The following is a 20,950-nucleotide window of genomic DNA, read 5'->3' as shown; positions in this document are numbered from 1 at the left end:
AGTCAAAACAAAGTCCGAGAGGAAATTTTCTTTTGTATGGTTGGTGCCAGTACTCGCAGCCATCATCGGCGGTGCTGTCGCTTGGCAAACCTATGCCGAGCAAGGACCGCTCATTGAAATTGAGTTTGACGCTGGGTCTGGCATTGAAGCCGGCAAAACGCAGGTTAAGTACAAAGACATTGTCATCGGACTTGTGGAAGAAGTCGGACTGACCGAAGACTATCAGCGGGTCATAGCAAAAGCGCGCATCAACAGGGAGCTCGCTAAGTTTCTTGGCGACACCACTGAATTCTGGATTGTGCGAGCAAGAATTGACGGTACAAGCATTTCTGGTTTGAGCACAATTTTGTCTGGCGCATTTATCGAAATGAATTGGGCTGAGGAAGCAAGTAACCAGCTCAGGGAGTTCAAGGCGCTCGACCGTCCGCCGCTGACCCCTCCGGGGACGCCTGGAAAGCGTATTATCCTCGTTTCTGACCGTGGTGGATCACTTAATGTCGGCTCACCAGTGTATTTCAAGCAGTTGAAAGCCGGGCGCATTGAAAGCAGGCGCTTGTCCGATGATGCGCAGGAAGTGATTTTCGACGCATTCATTGAGGCACCATTTCATAATTTCATAAAAGAAGGCGTTAAGTTCTGGAATGTGTCCGGCATCGACGTTACCGCGAACTCGGATGGGCTCAAGGTCCACATGGAATCTCTTGAGACCCTGCTCGGCGGCGGGGTAGCTTTTGAATCCATTGACAAAAGCCTCTCCGGCCCAGTCCAAGAAGAAAAGCCTCGGTTTGACCTTTATCAGAGCCGTGACGACGCAGAAGAAAGCCTCTTCATCGCAAAGGATAACGACCGCTTCCGATTCATTGCCGAATTCAACGGGTCCATTAGCGGGCTCAAACCGGATGCTCCCATCGAGTGGGAAGGAATAAGATTGGGCAGTGTGATAGATGTCGTCTATCAGCCTTCTATCGATCCGGACATTGATGACCGGGTCTATGCCGTCTTGCAGCTTCAACCCGCCCGCATTGGCATGCCGGATGATCTCTCAGAAGACGAGGTCCGGGAAAGCATGACCGCGTTGGTGGCACGCGGGCTGCGCGTTCAGCTTGCTGCCGGCAATATCCTGACAGGTAGTAAAAAAATCAATCTGGTTGACAAACCAGATGCTCCGCCGGCCGAGATCGATTTTGACGCGACACCTTATCCGTCACTCCCAACTGTTGATTCCGATCTGGAAGCCATTGCCCAGAATGTCGAAACGCTGATCAAGAACCTTTCTGAACTTCCGTTGGATGATCTTGTAATTACAGCAACTAACCTGCTGAAAGATGCAGACACACTGGTCTCCAATCCGGATTTGAACAAAGTCCCAAGCGAATTGGTTGTTTCACTCAGATCGATCTCCGCACTTACAAAGAATCTTGACGCTGCCAGCGGCGATTTTCCGCAACTGATTCAAGAGCTTCTGGCCCTGTCCAACAGCGCTGAAAACATGTTGAGAGGCTTTTCGCCAGACTCGGAAATGTATGTGGAGCTGTCAGCCACTGTCCGCGATCTGAAGTCGGCATCCTATTCCCTGTCTGAACTGATGCAACGGCTTGAGAGCAATCCAAACGCGTTAATATTCGGGCGATAAGAGGTACAAAAATATGATCCTGAAATTACTCGTCGCTAGTCTGGCCTTGAGTGGCCTTATGGCCTGCGTTCCAAGCGCCCCGCCGAGTCTGTTTCTGGTCGAAGCGCACACCAGCTCCGCCGCTCAACCAAAACACCCCAAGATTACACGTGTCGGCCTACTTGCGGTCAAATTGCCGACATACGCGCGCAGTGAGAAGATTGCGAGCCGAACCAATTCAAACCAGATCGTACAGGACGATAACAACCGCTGGGCAGAACCGCCTGAAGAAGCTGTCACGAGAACCCTGTCGGCGAGCTTGGAACATAAACTTTCCGCGGATGTCACGATTGAACCCTTGCCGCGCGGACTCGATCCAAGCCTTCGGGTCGCAGTCCGGTTCGACAGATTCCTGCGCACTCCAACTGGTGGCGTTGAAATGACCGGTCAATACGCACTTCAAACCGGCGATGGCAGAGATGTTGTTGATCTACAAAGATTTTCCATTAACGTACCGTCCAAGGGTACATCCTACGACGCGTTCTTCGAAGCGGTGTCGACCGGGCTGACCCAACTCGGCGACCAAATAGCACGATCAGCGCTTTCAAGGCAGGTCGTCCGGAAATTGTAGAGGCATTTGGTTTTATTTGGATGGACACCGCCGTTAAAAACGGCGCCAGCAAAGAACACAATGGGAAGGCCTCGCCATTCGGAAGGCTTTTTATCTTGCTGGATCACAGGTGCTTTTGCCTAATGTCAAATTGAGCAAGACTTCCATCGAAATTGATCGCCATTTTGCCCTAATGCCCACAAGGCCTGAATAACCTAGAAAGAATAATGTATTTAATATCAAATACTTATTCACCTAGAGCGTGTTTTTCTTGATTGGATTCGGCATTCCCATTTGGTTTGATCCGTGATTCCTTGTTTGCAAACGGAACAAGGCGGTCTTCATGGGCTAACCACATCCTCTTGAACTGCGGCAGCGTGTTGTCGCGCATGTTGAAGCTGGCAACACGCATACGTCGGCGGCACGGCGGTTCGATGTCTCGATCAAATTCGTCAATGACATGGTCAAGCTGAAGCCTGAGACCGCGGCACTGTCGGCCAAACGGCAAGGCAATCCCGACCTTGGCAAGTGAACGCCACATGCGCACTGGATCCGGGCCCAGTTTAAAGCGATTGTGGGTACACGATATCTATATACTTGGCCACGTGCCGCCCAAGGATCATCCCGGGCGGCACGTGTTTGTCCGATTTGATCGCGACTGATCAGTTCCGCTCATCCTCGGAACCGGAGCCGAGCATTTCCATCAATTGATCGAAAGTGTTCGACTGAAAGTTGTCACTGGTGTCAATCATTGATGACAGACCGCCGCCTTGTTCCTGAAGCGACAGAAGCTGCGGCAACATGCTCGCCGCAAGGCCATTGCCAGACCGGGAATTGAACCGGTCCTTGAACTCGTCACCGGTCACTTCTCCGTTGCCGTCGGCATCCAACTCGGCAAATAGTTCCTCGCCAGACAGCCCGGAGGCAGAACCTGCCCGGTTGAGCGGACTGTCCTTGGAGGCTTCGTTGAATTCCTCAAGTGATAGTCCATTGCTGCCGTCCGTATCGGCAGAATTGAACCTCTCGGTCATTCGCTCCTTGATCTGGGCTTGAATGGACGAGAAATCCATCATTCCAGACGATAAACCACCTATAGACATGAGTTTAGGTTCCTTCTCTTAAACAAGACAGGCAACCTTGGCAGTGCGCGCCGGCTCATCCGGCACGATCATCCGAGCAAGTAACGGGCCAAATGCGGCCAGCCTGCGGTTTGAAACGCAATAACGGTTGCCGTCGCGGGGCTCGCCAGCTTATTTTCGAGGATCAAACCGCGGCAGCGTGACAGATACCCGGGCGCCTTTTAACGGTGCCGGTGCATCGGCAATGAGGAGTTGACCTTCCTGTTGCGTCACGAGTTTCGCGACGATCGCCAGACCGAGGCCAAACCCGCCGGTCGCACGCGATCTCGATTTTTCGAGCCGCACAAACGGTTCAAGCACCAGATCCCTTTTGTCTTCCGGAATGCCCGGTCCGTTATCATCAATATGGATGATCACCTCGGTTTCCGTGCCGAGAATATCGATCACCGCACATCCGCCGTAGACCAGAGCATTCTCAGTCAGGTTCGAGACAATCCGGCGCAGGGACAACCGGTCACCAAGGACGTGAAGCTCCTTGCGGTCGCTTTTGTCCCCCTGTTTCATGGTAACCGTGTCTGTGGGCCTTGCCGCGATCTCGGAAGCAACCAGATCAAACAGTTCGACCATTTCGTCAGGACGGTTGTCTGCCAGAACCTCGCCCTGTGTGGCCAGCAATGCGTCGTCTAGCAGACGCACAATGTCCTCAAGGTCCGCTGTCGCGCGGTCCCGCAGTGAAGTGTCACTTGACCGCTCGAGGCGCAGGCGGAGCTTCGTCGCAAACGTCCTGATGTCGTGTTGCAGACCGGTGATCAGCGAGCTGCGGGCCTGTTCGGCTCGGGCCAGGCGTGCCTGCTGTTGGTTGAAGGTTCGAATGAGTGCCCGAATTTCCGGAGCCGTTGCCAGCCGCTCGGGGATCTCATCGGCAGTCCTGCCATAGTCGTGGTTTTCGAGCGCGCGGGACAGGTCCCTGAGGGGGCGGATCTGGTTTTGTAGAAAGATGAACATGGCCAGGGCAATTACCGCCCCCAGCAAGCCCGCAAGGAGAACGAACGGAATGCGCCAGACCGTGCGCACCGGCAGAAATGCCTCGAAAACCAGTGCTCCGCCGGTCTTAAGGTCCACTTGCAGCGTGACCGTATCCAGAAGGGCTGGCATAACGGTCGTGTTTGCATCGCCCCGGTTGGAAGAAAGCGACACGAGCCGGCCGGCCAGGGCCCACTCATAGTCTTCCAGACGTGCGGTTTTGTTTGCGGTCCGCCCTTCGGTCAGCGTCCGGGTATTTGTGTTCTGGTCCTTGAAGGAAACGGACAGGAGCCGAGTGGAAAAGGACGTCAACGCAAACGACCGGTCCGCGTCCGGCAGGCTTTCAAAAAGCCGAACCATGGCAGCCAGTCGCTCTGGATTCGGAAGCGGGCTCGCTGCGGGCAACTGATAAACGCGTGCCATAAAGACCGAAAAGGTCAACATCAGAACAAGAAAAACAAGGATGAGTGCAAGACTTATCCGAAAGCCGCTGACAGCTTTCATTGTGCCGCCGGCTGCACTTTGGGGGTAAAAAGGTAGCCTTGCTGCCGGATCGTCGCAATTATTTTTTCGTCATCTTCCGGCCGTTCGATTTTTTTCCTGAGCCTAGAAACAAGTGTGTCGACCGATCGATCAAAAAGATCCGACTTGCGCCGCAAAACGGTCCGCAGAAGATGGTCCCGCGACAGCACCTTTTGCGGATCGCCGACAAAACAGGCCAGAAGATCGAACTCCGCACTGGTGAGCGGGATCACGTCTCCCACGCGCGTCTTCAGCGTTCGGGCCTCCAGATTGATAACGAAGTCCTTGAACGCAAGAACACTCTTTCGCAGTGGCAGCTCGTGCGTGCCGCGCCGCAGGACCGCCCGAACCCTGGCGATGAGTTCGCGTTTCGAAAACGGCTTGGTGATGTAGTCGTCCGCGCCAATCTCCAGTCCAACCACCCGGTCAATTTCCGACGCCTTGGCTGTTACCATGATAATCGGCGTGGTTATGGTGGTTCGCAGGCGCTGGCATAGGGCGAGCCCGTTCTCGTTCGGCAGCATGAGATCAAGCAGGATCAGGTCCGGGACGAACTGGTCGATGGCGGCGTCCATCAGGACCGGATCGCTTACAGACTGGATTTGAAAGCCTTCTTCATCCAGTAACTCGCTAAGCATTTCCCTGATGTCCGGATCGTCGTCAACGATCAGTATTTTATTGGTGTCCGACTGCATGCACTCATTGTGCGAAAGCCGCTGGTGCAGTGCAAGCGGGATTACGCAGCTGCACAATTTGACACAAATCGACAAATAGCGTCGCATCCGGGTTGATAGTGATGGACTGCACTTGGCAGTGCAAACCCGTTGTGTGGGGTCCCGCCCGCAAAGACTACGGATCCCACACAACACCATCCACTCCTGCCTCGGTCTTTCTCCTGATCTTTTTGCCGGAATGGTCGGTGGAAGCGCCGTCGCACTACCGGCGCCAAACCTGGGAGGGTGCAGAGCCCCTCCTTGCACCGTTTCCGGTTATCTTCCGGCGCGCGCATGAGTGTCACAAAACGTCAAAAAACGTTTCAGTCCATCGATACCAATCGCCGGCCAGATGGATACCTTCTGCGAGACCAAACCGGTTGAGGCGGTGAGACCCAATGGCCGAAGCGGCGCTGGTCACCGCACGAAATACCGATGCCCAAGTCAGGAAGAGGTCTGCTCGAGATGACAACATATAGAAGTGTGTTTGGGGCAATAGGTCTATTGGCTTTAGGCGGACTGCCGGCCACCGCATCGTCCCAGACCGCCGAAACAGCCGCGCGCAACTATCAGGCAGCCGACCAGAACGACGACGGCGTCCTGGTTTATGAGGAGTTTGTGTCGTTCATCGATATGAATGCTGCCGCCAACCTTGGCAATGCCAGGCGGGTCCAATCCCGCGGATTATACGCCCGCGCCTTCAAACGGCTTGACGGCAATGGCGATGGATTTGTGACACCAGTGGAGCTGCAAAACGCGGCCCGATGAAGCACCGTTGCCAACGCGGTGCCGTCCGCCAGGTGCCGGCAACGGGACACCCGCACCGGAAGGTCTGCAAAGCACGCCTCAAGCATTTGCTTGTGGCCTTCCGGTGCGGCGCTTTCATCATTCACTCGATGCCAAAACAACCGATTGACGCTGACCACGGACACTGGACATCCGCATGAACGCCATACCCAGTTATGTTTCCTTTGTTGCCTTTGCGCTTGGAAGTTACGACGTCGTGCGCGGGATCGCCCATACGGTTTTCGCCGGCTATGCCGCGACCGATAAAGCGAGGTTGGATCTGACGGGGCCATCCGGCCTGGATCAGCTCATTTTGATGTTGGCCTTTGGTGCCTCCAATCTGGTCACAGCAAGTGCGCTCATCTACCTGGCGCTGACCGACAGGCGCGGATCGCTTCTTCTGCTCGGGCTCATCCCCCTTGCCTATTTCGCCGCCCACATCGGACTTCAAATGCATGGCGTTGGCCTTTCCGGACAGGGCGTATTTCCCGGCCGCTTCAATATGATGGTGTACCTGACAGTCTGTACCTTGACGGCCACGTCCGGTGTTCTGGTGGCGTTGACGCGCATGAGGAGCGCGCCCGATGCCGCGAGCCCGGCAAGACCGTACGTGGATCATCAGGGTTAGGGCATTCCATGGATCCGGACCAGGAAGAGATCAGGTCACGCCTTGAACGGTCGAGGTCGCGCCGGCGCGGGGCAAAGGTGTGGTTGCTGCTTCTGATTATCGGGCTCGGGGTTGGCGGCGGCTGGTCGCTATCGCTCCGGGACGAGGCATCGAAAAGCCTCCAGTTCCGGACCGAGACGCTTTCACACGGCGATCTCACGGTCACCATCAGCGCGACGGGATCGGTCGAGCCGACAAACACGGTCGACGTCTCCAGCGAACTATCCGGGACCATCTCGGCCGTCGCAGTCGACTTCAATGATCCGGTCAAGGCCGGTGATGTCCTCGCCAGTCTCGACACAACGAAACTGGAAGCCATGAAAAAGGTTCAGGAAGCCAACCTTCGCGCGGCAGAGGCACGGCTTTTGAAGGCTCAGGTCAATCTGGAGGAGGCACGCGAGGAGGCGCAGCGCGCGCGCACGCTCAAGGAGCGAAATGTGAGCAGCGCTCTACAAGTGATCACGGCAGATGCGGCTTTCGAGCGCATGAAGGCCGATGTCGAGATTGCGCGCGCGGACATTGCCCGGGAACGCGCCAATCTTGCGGTCACGGAGGAGGATCTCGCCGATGCGTGTCTTCGCTCACCTGTCGACGGGGTCGTTCTGGAGCGCAAGGTAAACCAGGGCCAAACGGTCGCCGCATCGATGTCAGCGCCGGTTCTCTTCACAATAGCTGAAAGCCTCAGCGAAATGGAGCTTCAACTGTCGATCGATGAGGCGGATATTGGCCGCCTTAGGGAAGCGCAACGGGCAACCTTCACGGTCGACGCCTATCCGGCCCGCGAGTTCCCTGCACAGGTCAAAACAGTGCGGTTTGCACCTGAGGTGATCGATAACGTTGTCACCTATCTGGCAAGTCTTGAGGTCGATAATCCGGACCTGGTGCTGCGGCCCGGCATGACCGCATCCGCTGATATCCTGGTGAACGAGGTGGCGGATGCTCTGCTGGTTCCGAATGCGGCCCTGAGGTTCGTGCTGGACCCGACCGGTTCCGCCGACGATGGACCTACGGGGAACACCGGTATGTTCGGGCTCCTGTTTTCCGATCAGCCGTCCGTGGTTCCGCAACGGCCCACGACCAACACGCTCTGGGTCTTGCGGGACAACGGAATAGCCGAGATCGAAATCGTGCGCGGCGACACAAACGGACGGTACACGGAAATTTTGGGCGGCGATGCGCAGCCCGGGGACCAGGTGATTGTCGGCGTGGAGAACTAGATGCCACACTCAGAACCCTACATCTCGCTCAAGGGTATCCGACGCATATATGGCCAAGGCGACACGGAAGTCCGCGCGCTTGACGGTGTCGATATCGAGATTAAGCGCGGCGAATTCGTTGCGATCATGGGGCCAAGCGGATCCGGAAAATCGACGGCCATGAACTTGATCGGCTGCCTGGACCGGCCAACATCCGGGACCTACCGGTTCAACGGGCTTGAGATTGCCGGTCTGGCCGGCGATGAACGCGCGCTCATTAGGCGGCACTACCTCGCCTTTATCTACCAGGGCTACAACCTTCTGGCCCGCACATCGGCACTCGACAATGTGGAACTTCCCCTCATCTACAAGTGCATTGGCAAGCGGGAACGGCGGGAGCGCGCCCTTCATGCGCTGGATCTGGTCGGACTTAAGGGACGAGAGATGCACGATCCGTCCCAATTGTCAGGCGGGCAGCAACAAAGGGTCGCGATTGCCAGGGCCTTGGCCGGCGATCCGCATGTTGTGCTCGCGGATGAGCCGACCGGGAATCTCGACACGCAGCGGTCGCGGGAGATCATGGAGCTTATTGTTGAGCTTCGCCGCACATCAGGGCTCACGATCATCATGGTCACCCATGATGAGGAGATTGCCGAGTACGCGAGCCGCCTGATCTGGATGGTCGATGGGCGGGTTCACAACGACCGCCAGCTGAAGGATGCGGCCTAGCATGCTCTGGGATATGACGAAGCTGGCCCACAAATCGATCTTTCGCAATGCACTGCGGTCCTGTCTGACGGTGCTGGGTGTGGTCATCGGTGTCGCGTCGGTCATCGCCATGCTTACGCTTGGACAAGGCTCCTCCGAGCAGGTGATTGCCGATGTCGAGAAAATGGGTACCAACGTCATCGTGGTGCGTCCCGGGCAGCGCGGCATGGGGCCAAGAGCCAACAGTACCGCAGCACGGCCCTTCGACATCAAGGACGTCGATGCCCTTGAGGAAGCACTCCCGGAGATTGATGCGGCGGCGCCAATTTCCTCGCTGCAAGGGACGATCGTCGCCGGCACCGAGAACCACCGCGCGCAAATCACGGCGACGGACCAGCGCTATCTCGTGGCATCCGACTGGCCGCTCGCGCTCGGCCGAAATTTCAGTGCCAGCGAAACCCGGAGCGGGAAACCGGTCTGCATCCTGGGTCAGACTGTGCGCCAGGAACTGTTTGGAACCGCAGACCCGCTCGATCAGCCGGTGCGGATCAAGAAAATGTCCTGCAACGTGATCGGCGTCCTCTCCGAAAAAGGCGCGTCCTCGATCGGAGCGGACCAGGACGATGTGGTCCTTGTCCCCTTGCGGACCTATCAAAGGCGCCTCACCGGCAAGGACGATGTCTCCGTCATCTACATGTCGGTGATCGACGGGACCTCAACCGGCCAGGCGATCCGGGAAGTTGAAAACCTGATGCGCGAGCTGCGCCGCATCGCTCCGGGTGACGAAGACGACTTCTCGGTGATTGACATGAAGCAGGTGGCATCGATGCTGACGAGCATTACCGGTGTTCTCACCGGTTTGCTGTCGGCCGTCGCCGCTGTCAGTCTGCTGGTCGGGGGCATCGGCATCATGAACATCATGCTCGTGAGCGTGACGGAGCGAACCCGGGAAATTGGCATCCGGCTTGCGGTGGGCGCGCAAACACATCAGGTCCTCATGCAGTTTCTGATAGAGGCGGTCGCGTTGTCGCTGCTGGGTGGCCTTGTCGGCATCGTCCTGGGATTGGGTCTGGCCGCGATTGGCGCCCATTGGATCGATATCCCGTTTGTGCCTAACCTGGGTGTGATCCTGCTGGCCTTCGTGTTCTCTGCCATCGTCGGCGCCGCGTTCGGCTACTATCCCGCCCGCGCGGCCGCCAATCTCGATCCAATCGAGGCACTACGGCACGAATAGCGTTTAACAGTGGATTCAGCGCAAGAGCAACGCCACTGAACGTTGCCATCCGCCATTTCAACCGGCCGGCTCCATTGAACCCACTAGCAGTTCAATCGCAATGCGGTCATTCGATCGCCACGCAACGAAAGACTGCTCTCCGCCCTCTCTTCACTTTCGCCGCATTCGGGATGAATGGCAGCTTTCGGGATCTGTTCCCAACTTGTTGAATGGCCGACATGCCAATGCCGAGCCGGCATCCGATACAACTGACACTATGGCTGCGCGCCGCAGCAGGCGAAGCGGAGATCTCATTCTAGAAAGCGCAGAGAGCAATCCACGATCCATTCTTCGCTTTAAAGTACGCATGCAAGTTTAAAAATCACGGCTAATGAGAGGGACGTAAAAAAAATACCGCTCGACACTGAAACGGTTGCGGTTCCCGCAGTGCGAAACAAAACCACCACGAACGAGGTAGATGCCACAGAGCAATGGCTGGACGATTTCACGGAACGGATGATGTATCCGACCCAAGAGGAAGAAGAGTTATTTGCCCATCGCAGAGAACTTGGTTTGGTTCTGGCCTCTATAAGCGCGGAACGTTGGTGAAGTCGAAAAGCTGATAAGGCCAAAAAAATCTGAGGCCTAGGTTTCATCAGTGGCGTCGCTGTTAACTTTTGCGAATTTGTCCGGCAAGGATTCGCACAAGGATTCAACAGCGCGCACGTTCGATCATCGCGAATCCTTGCGCCAATTCGGGTGCATGCTTTCGTAAGGATTGCATTCCCTCAGGTTGTGCTCAAACAGCACCAGAAATGAATCCTTACGGGGAGTTATACCTGGCACGTGCGGCGCAAGGATTCGGCTCCGTCCCCCTAAAACCACCCTGCAACGAATAGCCTTTATGTCTCTGTAAAATATAAGCTAATAGAAGTTAGATTTCATTTCTCAAGACCACAACCTTTTGTATCCAACAGCTCTCCGGTGAGCTATCTCCAGTGTGATCCAGCCGCAACATCGGCTGTAACCAGACATGGGAGATTGAAGATGACAGCGGTAAGTAACCCAGTTGAAATTGATGCATTGGACAGCGATGCCAGGGCACGCGTTGAGGCAATCGGAATAGACATTCTCGGCCTCGGAAAAAAGGACACAGAGACAACATTCAAGCTCGGCGCCCTGCTCGAAGAAGCATCTGAACTGATCGGTGACGAAAAAGTCTGCGACGGCTGGCTCATTTCTCATTTGGGGATCACAGCTCGCCACGGGCGAAACCTGAGAGCCGTGCACCGCAATCTCACCCCCTACAAGGCCAAATGCGTCAAGCTCGGAGTGACACCAACGAACCTTTACAAGATTGCGCATGCCGAGGCTGAAAGCATCCAAACGGTATTGCAGCTATATGAGAGCGGCAAAAGACCTCTTGGCCAGGACGTCGATGCCATCGTCAAACGCAAAGCTGACGCAGAGGCAATTGACTTGCCGATTGAAGATCGGCCCGGGCTCAATGGTCTTGCCAGATATGGCGCTCAGGAACAGCGGGTACGCATCGCGCGCTTGAAGGAACTCCTGCATCACATTCTGCTTCATATTGTTGAGGCTTACGAACCAAAGCTGCGCGGCAGGGCCGTTATCAAAAGTCACCTCCGGGAAAAAATCCGGCTGGAATCAGAGGAAGCACGCAAGCTTCTTAGGAGCATGATCGGTTTTTTTCGCCGCCCCGACGATTGGGCAGCCGCGATTGGACATCTTCATCTTGAAAACCCGGAAAATGCCGGCGGTTGGGTAAAACTGATCCATACGCTCGACCAGCTCCAGTACATTGAGAATGTGTTGTCGAAGAAATTGCCAGACTTCCTCAATGACACTGCGATCCAGCAGCTGAAATGGGCTCTTGGCCTTGAAGACAAGTTCATCGCAGACCTGTTCAAAAAGGCCGCTGAGAAAAATGCGCCGGACGCTACCAAAAAGTCCGGCAAGAAAGCCCCGGTGAAATCCCGGCCTGAAAAAACAGAGCTGCCGGTTGAAGGAGATCCTTCGCCGACGGGTCAGCAAGCAGAGAAGTCGAAGTTCCAGCGACCGGATTTCCTGAAGAAAGCCGCAGAAAAGGCTGTCTGATCCCCCTTCCCAATCGGGCAGCCACTCAAGTCTCCTGAACCGTCATCGAAGCCGACAAAGCAAATAATGACGGCACAAAGGAAATAAATTCCGCCCGACCAATTCAAATGAAACAGAGGTCCCATCATGACTTCACGCCCGTCCTATAAACAGCGCCTTGCCAAAAAGGCCGAACGACAACGCGAATACCGAAAACACATGAAAGACAAGCGACGTCCATCAAGGGACGATATCGCGGTAGCGTATTTTCATTGGCTTGTTAAATGGACCACCCGCAAGGGCGGTTGGAAAACCTTCTACGGATCACTTGAAAAGGTGACTGACCAATTGGTGGAACGCGGCTTCGATCGGAACCAAACCGAAGACGCAATCGAAACGCTCGTCGACAAGATAAAGAGTGGCTGGGAGTTCCAGCGTAAGCCTGACTTCGAGAACTCTGCCAATGAGTAACGCCGTTCCCCTGTCATGTACCTCGTCCCCCCGTTACTTCCTGGAACGGCGTGGCTGGATGAATCGCAAAATTGAGCGAACAGATTCCCTCTTCCACACAAGGAGATTGGAACCACACATCACCTTGTTCGCCTTGGAGAAACGTTGTGACTGAAGACAGTGGACACAGATGGTATCAGCTCGTCGTTGACAAATTCGAGCTTCCCGAACCGGGCTTTGAAAACCTTCATGAGGACGTCCCAATCTCCTTGGATGACGCCCTTTTCCTGCCCGAACTTGGTGGGGGCTCCTGGAAGAGAAGTTATCTGGTAACGATCAATGAGTTGCGTGCGGCAGTCAATCGAGGAGATCTCGAAGTCGAGCGCCACGGAAAGAACTTCCGCACCACCCGTCGCTATATCGCTGAATGGAGAGAGAAGTGCCGCGTCCATCAAAACCAGCCCGACTCTGGCTCAGACCTCCCCGCAAAACCCCGGACGGGCGCTCGGTCAAACAAGCCGTCTACCTCATCCTCGATGCTGGAAAACAAATCAGCACTGGATGTGGCCCAAATGATCGCGCAGGAGCTGAAGAAGCGCTAAGCCGCTACATCTCTGAAAAGACCCGTCAGGAGACAACCAGAAGCACACGCCGAAAGACCGCAGAAGAGCTTTCCATCGCTGAAGTACTTGCCCGTTACATGGAAGTCAAAGGTTCACAGGTTTCCAGGCCAAGAGAGCTTGGTCAGAGGATGCAAAGACTTCTCGAGTTTTGGGGAAACAAGACTTGTGACAACATCTCATCAGTCACTTGCAATGACTATGTGGTTTTCCGGTCTGGAAAAGTATGGGCGTCTGCCACAGATGCCTCAAATCCCAGTCCTCGGAAGACGACAACTGCCGGGGCCAGGCGAGAGTTGGAAGATTTGCGCGCTGCGATCGGCCTGGCAACAGCTGACGGTATCCTCTCAGAACCCGTGCGCATATTTCTTCCTTCGGAAAACCCCAACCGTGAGGAGTGGCTGTCCGAAGAAGAGGTCGAGCACCTTTGTCAAATCGCCCGCAACACCCGTGAAGTGCAAACCATTCACAAGGGCGCTCGAAAGGGTCAGAAGGTCGAAACACGCAAGAAGCCCCTAGCCCATGTTGAGCGCTTCATTCGTGTCGCGGTAATGACCGGCACGCGAAGCGGTGCGATCTGTCAGGCTTCATTCAAACGCGAACCGGATCGGCCCTGGATCGACTTGGAAAACGGTCTCTTCTACAGGAAGGCGCCAGGTCGCGCCGAACACAGAAATAAGAAGTATCCGACCATTCCACTCGCGCCGGCCCTTGTCGAAGAAATGATCGAATGGAGAGATTCTGGCGCAAAATATGTTGTCGAGTTCAACGGCAAACCTGCAAATTGCAGAAAGTCCTTTGAACGGCTTATTCGTTTAGCAAAGCTCGACAAGCATGTGGTGAGACATACTTTGCGGCATACAGCCGCGACTTGGATGATGCAGGAGGGCGTCGACTTGGCCGAAGCTGCCGGCTATCTCGGCATGTCCCTTGAGACCCTTCAGAAACGATACGCCCATCACCATCCAGACTATCAAAAGACCGCGGCCAACAAATTGGCAGAACGCGCGAACAGAACACGTACAGATACAAAACGGGCCAATGATTGGCCAATGAAACAACGCAAACAAACGTGAACGAACGCCAACCAACACAAACATAAATGACTGATTTTTATACACTTTAACTTGATTACACCTCGTTCGGGACGAGGGGGTCGGAGGTTCGAATCCTCTCACTCCGACCATTTTTCTTTCACGTCACGCGTCAGCCCCGAACACCTTGAACTCTCTCCCAAGCCAATGACCGGCATTCCGGCCGGGGCTCCATACGGCCTTTCCCGCAATTGACTCAACGTCATATCCCGTCATAGTTGTTTTTTTATCTAGCACAAGGAAACTGGATATGAACACCCAAACCATTGCACTTTCCGGGGGAAATGAGCTGATTGTCGAAATCAACGAACACAAGGACGGCTTGGGCGCGACCACGGTGCAATACATCAAATTCCGCGATGGCACGCTCGGCACGAAGACCTGCACCTGTTCTTGCGCGAAGGACACCGCCAGCACGACCTGCGACAGCTCATCGACCTCTCCGGTCTGTGACTGTACCGGCAGCAGCTGCACGATCTCCTGCTAGGCAAACGCCCTGATTTGCACTCTGAGAAGCCGCGCGGCTTGCCAGATGAACACGGTTGCGTTCGCCTGCGCTCCCCTGAACCGGAACGTCCGGCCTTCCCATATGTGCCGCGAACGCGCCTGCGTTCCATCTGCGCAATTGCGCCCTTTTGCCGGTTGCGGCACTTACCCGCCCGCTGCACCTTTCAATGCCGCGCAACCGTTTGCTGTTCTCAACACAGAGCTCGCCCCACACAATTTGAAAGGAAAACCCGGTTTTGACTGTTCTGACGGCAAGCAGGCGTGTCAGTGTCAGTCCCACGAACACGACTGGGGACAAATGCAGATGCGCCCTATATTTTTAGTACTGTTTGAAATGTTGGGAAGGAGGCCCAGAAAGGCAGCTGGTTTGCTGGGATTGATTGCGGCAACGCTCGCGTTACCGGCGTCTTTTGCCCAAACCGCCGCACCCGGGCCACGGGTTCCAAATCTCATTTTGTCGACGGATGTGGCCATCGGCCTGATCGACACCAATGGCGGCAAAAGCCTTGCCCCTGCCGTGTTCGACCAGAACGCCACCCCGTTGCGGGACAAGATTTCCGCTCCGGCCGACATTGACGACGGCCTGACGCTGGCCATGGCGCTGAATCTTGACGCGGCCGGACAGGTCAACTTGCTTGCGGTTGTGCCAACCTTCGGAAACGCAACGCTGCCGGCGGAAATGATGGTCGCCGAACACATCATCCGGACACTCAAAAACAGGGATGACATTCCGCTAGCACCCGGCGCGCTTGGCCCGGCAGCACAGATCCTCAATCCTGCGCCAACCTGGTTTGACGGCACCACGATTGGGATCGGGGGACCGGACGGTTCGTTTGCCCGCGCCTGCATGAACCCCGGCGTTCAACTGATGCAGAACACGCTTGCCGTGCACCCCCGCACGACCATCCTTGCAATCGGCCCTCTGACGGACATTGCGTGCCTTCTCTTGCATGCTCCAGGATCCAGCCTGCAGAACATCGAAGAAATCGTGGTTCTCGCCTCCCGGCTTGAAAACGAGCCGCTTTTGCTGAACGGAAAACGGGTCAATGATTTTAACTTCAGGCTTGATCCGGTTGGCGGGGCCCTGATGCTGGCGGAAAACGCGAGGCACAACGTGCCGATGCGCTTTATCACCTTTGCATTGTCCGGCCAAACCTCCCAAAAAGACACCCTGATCGGTTTCGACGCGAATACATTTCCCGGCCCAGCGGAAAAAACGCCGGTAGCCCAAAACAGCTTCAAGTGGTTGCTGGCTGCATCAAAGGCGCATAACGCGCTTTGGAAAGGTGTTTTTGGAACCATCGAGGGACCATTTGACCAGTACACACTGGCCGCGGCGCTGCGGTCAAATCTTTTTGAATGCGGGCAAGCTCTTGCTTACGTGCAAATGTGTCCGTTTCCCGCATGGAGCCCCGACTATCCGGCAGACGCCAACGGTAAGCCGACCCAAACGCCTTACAACGCGCCTGATAACCCTTGCGTGGATCACGGGCCGGACGCCAGCGGCGTGTTCTCGCTCATACCCGCACAGTTGGTCGTAACGCAGGATCTGTCCATGCCAGGAAGCCTAGTGCGCGGGCAAACGGGGATTGATGGCAACTTGCCCCAGCTGGAAGGTTTAGGCGCGCAGAATGTGATGGCCTGCACTGCATTTGCGGATGACGGCGCGCCGGCCCGTTTTTCAGAGTTCCTCAAAAAATGGACCTGGTGAACTCGCCCAGGCCGAAAGGCTTCTCGTAGAATCAAGCATCTTTCCCTTGTTGCGCCGGTCTGATTTGATGCGGACAAACAAGGCGATGGCAAGCCTGAGCAGACCTTGGGAGGGAATATGATGAAAATTGCGCTGGTGGGCAGCGGCTTTATCGGCCGGGCCTGGGCAATCAGCTTCGCCCGGGCGGGTTATGAAACCGCTCTGTGGGACGGCGACCCGTCCTCACCGCACCAGGCGATCGGCTATATCGAGGGCATGCTGTCCGATCTGGCCGACCAGGATCTGCTGAACGGTTCAAGTCCGGACGACATCCTCAAGCGCCTGGTACCGGTTGCCGATCTCGCCGACGCGCTTGACGGGGCGACGCACATTCAGGAGAGCACACCGGAGCGCCTGGAGGTCAAGCAACAGGTGTTTGCCGATCTGGACCGGCTCGCGGCGCCCGATGCCGTGATCGCAAGCTCGACATCCGCCCTGCTGCCATCCAAGTTTACCGGGGACCTGCAAGGCCGGGCGCGGTGCCTCGTCGCCCATCCGATCAACCCGCCCTACCTCATCCCCGCTGTCGAGATCGTTCCAGCACCCTGGACCTCCGAGCCGGCCATGGAGCGGACCCGGCAGCTTATGCTGGGCGCCGGCCAAGCGCCGATTATGATGCAGCGCGAACTGGACGGATTTATCATGAACCGCATGCAGGCGGCGCTGATGGAGGAGGCATTCCGGCTGGTGGCCGACGGGCATGCCAGCGTGGAAGACGTCGATATCGGCATCCGGGAAGGCCTGGCGCTCAGATGGGCCTTCATGGGCCCATTTGAAACCGTGGACCTGAACGCACCGGCCGGCGTTCGGGACTACGCGGCCCGCTACCAGCCGATGTTCGAAAATCTGTTCAAGCAAATGCAATACCGGGTCGACTGGACAGGGCCGGTGCTCGACCAGATTGAAGCTGAATGCCGGGCCAAGCGGCCCGCGGAGACACTGGAGGCCCGTCAGAAATGGCGTGACAGGTCTTTGATGGCACTGGCGGCGCACAAAAAGAAAATGCGGGAGGCCCTATCTAAATGAGCTCGGCGACGGATCCAGAAAAAAACCCCGCAACACCGGCCGCCCCCCGGGGCAAGGTGATCATCACTTGCGCCCTCACCGGCTCAATCCATACACCCAGCATGTCCCCTCATCTGCCGATCACGGCAGACGAGATCGTTCAGGAGGCGATTGCAGCCAGTGAAGCCGGAGCGGCAATCCTGCATCTGCATGCGCGAGATCCGGATACGGGCAAGCCCGATCAGACTCCGGAGGGCTTTGCTGCCTTTCTGCCGCGCATCAAGCAAGGCACGAATGCAGCCTTGAACATCACCACAGGCGGAAGCCCTTATATGAAAGTCGAGGAACGCGTCCGCCCTGCGGAAGCCTTTAAGCCGGAAGTCGCCTCACTGAACATGGGATCGATGAATTTCGGTCTGTTCCACATGGCGGACAAGTTCGATTTCAAGCACGCGTGGGAAAAGGCCCACCTCGAAGCGACACGCGATCTTGTATTCCGGAACAGTTTTCAGGATATCGAGTATATCCTTGCGACCTGCTACGAAAACGGAACCCGGTTCGAATTCGAGTGCTACGATATCGGGCATCTATACAATCTTGCGCATTTCGCCGACCGGGGGCTGGTCAAACCGCCGTTTTTTGTCCAATCGGTTTTCGGCCTCCTGGGCGGAATTGGAACACATCCGGAAGACGTGCAGCACATGAAACGCACGGCAGACCGTCTGTTCGGCGCCGACTACCGTTGGAGCGTTTTGGGTGCGGGCGCAAGCCAGCTGCGCATTGCTGCGCAGGCTGCCGCACTTGGCGGTAACATCCGGGTCGGGCTGGAAGACAGTCTGTGGGCGGGAAGGGGCAAGCTGGCCAAGTCCAATGCGGACCAAGTGACGATGGCACGAAAGATCATCGAGGGACTGGGCCTTGATGTCGCAACGCCTGACGAAGCTCGGGAAATCCTGTCCCTGAAAGGCGGGGACAAGGTCGCATTTTAGGCCTGTCGCCTCGCCGGAACCGGCACGAGGACCCGGCGGGCCCTAGCTGGCCTTGGCCCGGAAAGCCAGTTGGTCAGCCTTCGCAATCAGCTGCTTTGCCGGGACCGCATCGCCAAACAGAGATCCCTGCCCCAAATGGCAGCCAAGCTGCATGAGGAAATCGGCTTCACGCCTGGCTTGCACACCTGTGGCGATCACACCGATCTCCAAGCTGTTTGCCAGGTCGATCAGAGCCTTGACGATCAACATGTGCTGCTGATCGGTCATCAAGTTACGGATAAAGGACCGGTGGATCTTTATGGCATCGACAGGATAGTCCCGCAGCTGCGTGAGTGAGGCAAAGCCAGCGCCGAAATCGTCCAGCGCGATCGACATGCCGGCCTCACTCAATTTGCGAAGCTCGCGGACAATTCCCTGGCCGTCATCGTTCTGCAGCACAGTTTCACTCACCTCGAGGCGCATAGAAGACGGAACAATTTTGGCTTCTTCCAGAGAGCGCAGGGTGTGGTCGGCAAAGTCATTGGTCTGGAACCAATAATCAGACACATTCATGCTGACGATGCCCGGAGTTGCGCCGCCAGAGCGCCAGTCTGCCATATCGACCAGAACGCGGTCGGAAACGCTTTGGTCGATGCTGCGGGCGCTCTCAGGATCGTCAAACGCTGCCCAAAAGTCTTCAGGCCCGAGCAGGCTGCCGTCAGCGGTGCGGATCCGCACCAGCGCTTCGGCGCCGATTGGCTCCATCGTCTGCATGTCCACGATCGGCTGATAATGTGCTTCGATGTTTTTCGATGAATGCGACGCCCGCACAATATCGATCGCCGCCCGGCGTGCGCCGAAAATGTATTTCAATTCATCGACATAGAACATTGCCATGCCGCGTCCGGACCGCTTGGCCTTGTAAAGCGCCATGTCCGCGCATTTTAGCAGACCGTCGGGCCGTTCTGAATCTTGAGGAAAACGCGCGATCCCAACAGAGCCACCAAGGTAAAGACTTTCGCCTGCAAGCGCGAGCGGTTCCTTGAGGCACTCCACCAACTCGTCGCCGAGGGCCCGGATCTCTTCGTTGAGTGTTATCCCCAAACTGTCGAACATCCGGATGATCGCGAACTCGTCACCCGCCAGTCTTGCGCAAAAGGCGTTGTGGCCCGCCTTCTCCTTCAACCGTTTCGACATGATGCGGATCACGTCATCGCCAACCTGGTGGCCCAAGCTGTCATTGACGAGTTTAAACCCGTCCAGATCCACCAGATACAGGGCAAGATTCTTGTGGCTCTCCCCCGCCCGGTCCAGCTCTGCGGTCAACCGCCGGTTAAACCAGCTGCGATTGGCAAGATCGGATAGCGGATCAATATTGGCCGCGCGCCACAGCGCACGCTCGTTCTGGTACTGATCGGTGATGTCTTGCATGACACCGATGACCATCGGATCGCTGTCGGCTTCTGTTTTGGTTTGCAGTTCGCCGGTAAAACGTACACGGCGCTCGCGTTTTAAAGCCGTCACGAAGTCGGCCTCAATGAACGTCGAGCCCTTGTCTGCCAACTCGCGCTGCATTTGGGGAATGATCCGCTCGCGCTCTTCTTCGGGAAAGAACTGCAAGGCCTCCTGAAGCAACGGCGTTTTTCCGACCGGCAGATCATGGATCTTGAACACCTGATCCGACCATTTCGTTTCCCCGGTGGCCCAGTTGACCGTGAAAACGCCAATTCCCGAGATCTTCTCGATATGCTGCATCAGAGCGTTTTCATCGCGCGCACTGATCAGCTCGTTGCGGGTCTGCTCCGCTTCGGACAGGCTGTCGTGTTCGACTGTGAATGCCTTGATCAGGCGCTCAACCACGCTGCCCAACCGGCGCAGCTGACGCAATTGCGCCCGGGTCGGCTGCTTGGGCTCCGGCCCTTCAACACACAGCGTGCCGATAGGATGTTTGCCGTCGAGCGTGATAGGGCAGCCCGCGTAAAACCGAATGAAGGGGGCGCCGGTGACATACGGATTTTCGGCAACCCGTGGATCTTCCAGCGTGTCGTTGATGACCAGCGGTTCCGTGCTTCCAAGCGCATGATTGCAGATGCTGTCATCCCGGCTTGTGCACACAACATCCAAACCGAACCGGCCCTTCAGCCACTGCGTGTCCTGATCAATAATGGTGACGAATGCGAGCGGGCAGTCGAATATATCAGCAAGGATCTGCGCAATACAGTCCAGCTCGGCATCCCGGTCCACCTCCAGAATGTCGGTACTCTGAAGGGAAGCCAAGCGCGCTGCTTCGAATTCCGGCTGAAGTTGGTCTGCCATGTTTTACGCAGTAT

Annotated in this window: 20 protein-coding genes; 15 read left to right on the top strand and 5 right to left on the bottom strand. The window is 56.4% G+C overall.

Going from position 1 to position 20,950, the window contains the following annotated elements; genetic code table 11:
• Positions 1-43: 43 nt before the first annotated feature.
• Both JM93_RS15370 and JM93_RS15365 read left to right on the top strand, forming a co-directional pair.
• Entirely contained in the window at positions 44-1,633 is a 1,590-nt protein-coding gene (locus tag JM93_RS15370; protein ID WP_170230690.1) for a PqiB family protein, read from the top strand.
• A gap of 13 nt (positions 1,634-1,646) precedes the next feature.
• Positions 1,647-2,243: a PqiC family protein gene (locus JM93_RS15365; protein ID WP_145345167.1), complete on the top strand. Its 597-nt coding sequence runs from the start codon at positions 1,647-1,649 to the stop codon at positions 2,241-2,243.
• A 226-nt stretch (positions 2,244-2,469) separates the two neighbouring features.
• On the opposite strand, the gene JM93_RS21785 is transcribed toward JM93_RS15365, so the two are convergent.
• From JM93_RS21785 to JM93_RS15345, 4 genes are all read right to left on the bottom strand, one after another.
• Entirely contained in the window at positions 2,470-2,763 is a 294-nt protein-coding gene (locus JM93_RS21785; protein ID WP_155197424.1) for a hypothetical protein, read from the bottom strand.
• Between the two features lie 121 nt (positions 2,764-2,884).
• Positions 2,885-3,322: an EF-hand domain-containing protein gene (locus tag JM93_RS15355; protein ID WP_145345164.1), complete on the bottom strand. Its 438-nt coding sequence runs from the start codon at positions 3,320-3,322 to the stop codon at positions 2,885-2,887.
• Between the two features lie 150 nt (positions 3,323-3,472).
• Positions 3,473-4,828 carry an ATP-binding protein gene (locus JM93_RS15350; RefSeq protein ID WP_145345161.1) on the bottom strand — a complete coding sequence of 452 codons (1,356 nt, stop codon included), beginning with the start codon at positions 4,826-4,828 and terminating at the stop codon, positions 3,473-3,475.
• Positions 4,825-5,541, bottom strand: coding sequence for a response regulator (locus tag JM93_RS15345; protein WP_145345157.1), 717 nt, complete (start codon positions 5,539-5,541; stop codon positions 4,825-4,827). The genes JM93_RS15350 and JM93_RS15345 overlap by 4 nt, the downstream gene beginning before the upstream one ends.
• A gap of 483 nt (positions 5,542-6,024) precedes the next feature.
• On the opposite strand from JM93_RS15345, the gene JM93_RS15340 reads away from it, so the two are divergent.
• The 13 genes from JM93_RS15340 to kce all read left to right on the top strand — a co-directional run bounded on the left by JM93_RS15340 (position 6,025) and on the right by kce (position 18,641).
• Positions 6,025-6,327, top strand: coding sequence for an EF-hand domain-containing protein (locus tag JM93_RS15340; RefSeq protein ID WP_170230688.1), 303 nt, complete (start codon positions 6,025-6,027; stop codon positions 6,325-6,327).
• A gap of 175 nt (positions 6,328-6,502) precedes the next feature.
• Positions 6,503-6,973 (top strand): hypothetical protein, encoded by a 471-nt coding sequence (locus JM93_RS15335; RefSeq protein WP_145345151.1) that lies wholly within the window; start codon positions 6,503-6,505, stop codon positions 6,971-6,973.
• Positions 6,974-6,981: 8 nt separating this feature from the next.
• Complete coding sequence (locus tag JM93_RS15330; protein WP_145345148.1) at positions 6,982-8,229, top strand: efflux RND transporter periplasmic adaptor subunit; 1,248 nt, start codon at positions 6,982-6,984, stop codon at positions 8,227-8,229.
• Positions 8,230-8,937 carry an ABC transporter ATP-binding protein gene (locus JM93_RS15325; RefSeq protein ID WP_145345145.1) on the top strand — a complete coding sequence of 236 codons (708 nt, stop codon included), beginning with the start codon at positions 8,230-8,232 and terminating at the stop codon, positions 8,935-8,937. It abuts the gene before it with no gap.
• 1 nt (position 8,938) lies between these two features.
• Positions 8,939-10,150 (top strand): ABC transporter permease, encoded by a 1,212-nt coding sequence (locus JM93_RS15320; protein WP_145345142.1) that lies wholly within the window; start codon positions 8,939-8,941, stop codon positions 10,148-10,150.
• A 1,026-nt stretch (positions 10,151-11,176) separates the two neighbouring features.
• Entirely contained in the window at positions 11,177-12,247 is a 1,071-nt protein-coding gene (locus JM93_RS15315; protein WP_145345138.1) for a hypothetical protein, read from the top strand.
• A gap of 126 nt (positions 12,248-12,373) precedes the next feature.
• Positions 12,374-12,697, top strand: coding sequence for a hypothetical protein (locus JM93_RS15310; protein ID WP_145345135.1), 324 nt, complete (start codon positions 12,374-12,376; stop codon positions 12,695-12,697).
• A 146-nt stretch (positions 12,698-12,843) separates the two neighbouring features.
• Positions 12,844-13,278, top strand: a complete 435-nt coding sequence (locus JM93_RS21780; RefSeq protein ID WP_170230686.1) for a DNA-binding protein — start codon at positions 12,844-12,846, stop codon at positions 13,276-13,278.
• 323 nt (positions 13,279-13,601) lie between these two features.
• Positions 13,602-14,372, top strand: coding sequence for a tyrosine-type recombinase/integrase (locus JM93_RS21775; RefSeq protein ID WP_170230684.1), 771 nt, complete (start codon positions 13,602-13,604; stop codon positions 14,370-14,372).
• A 268-nt stretch (positions 14,373-14,640) separates the two neighbouring features.
• A complete protein-coding gene (locus tag JM93_RS15295) occupies positions 14,641-14,877 on the top strand; it encodes a hypothetical protein (RefSeq protein WP_145345127.1) in 237 nt (78 codons plus the stop codon).
• Positions 14,878-15,264: 387 nt separating this feature from the next.
• Positions 15,265-16,608, top strand: a complete 1,344-nt coding sequence (locus tag JM93_RS15290) for a nucleoside hydrolase (protein ID WP_170230683.1) — start codon at positions 15,265-15,267, stop codon at positions 16,606-16,608.
• Positions 16,609-16,725: 117 nt separating this feature from the next.
• The gene (locus JM93_RS15285; RefSeq protein WP_145345121.1) at positions 16,726-17,673 is read left to right on the top strand and encodes a 3-hydroxyacyl-CoA dehydrogenase; all 948 of its coding nucleotides are present in this window, start codon (positions 16,726-16,728) and stop codon (positions 17,671-17,673) included.
• Positions 17,670-18,641 (top strand): 3,5-dioxohexanoate:acetyl-CoA acetone transferase, encoded by a 972-nt coding sequence (gene kce / locus JM93_RS15280; RefSeq protein WP_145345118.1) that lies wholly within the window; start codon positions 17,670-17,672, stop codon positions 18,639-18,641. Before JM93_RS15285 ends, kce begins: the two co-directional genes overlap by 4 nt.
• 42 nt (positions 18,642-18,683) lie before the next feature.
• On the opposite strand, the gene JM93_RS15275 is transcribed toward kce, so the two are convergent.
• Positions 18,684-20,936: a sensor domain-containing phosphodiesterase gene (locus JM93_RS15275; RefSeq protein WP_145345115.1), complete on the bottom strand. Its 2,253-nt coding sequence runs from the start codon at positions 20,934-20,936 to the stop codon at positions 18,684-18,686.
• Positions 20,937-20,950 lie beyond the last annotated feature (14 nt).

Source organism: Roseibium hamelinense, assembly GCF_007830545.1.
GTDB classification, from domain to species: domain Bacteria; phylum Pseudomonadota; class Alphaproteobacteria; order Rhizobiales; family Stappiaceae; genus Roseibium; species Roseibium hamelinense.
This window is presented reverse-complemented; position numbering and strand designations above follow the sequence as displayed.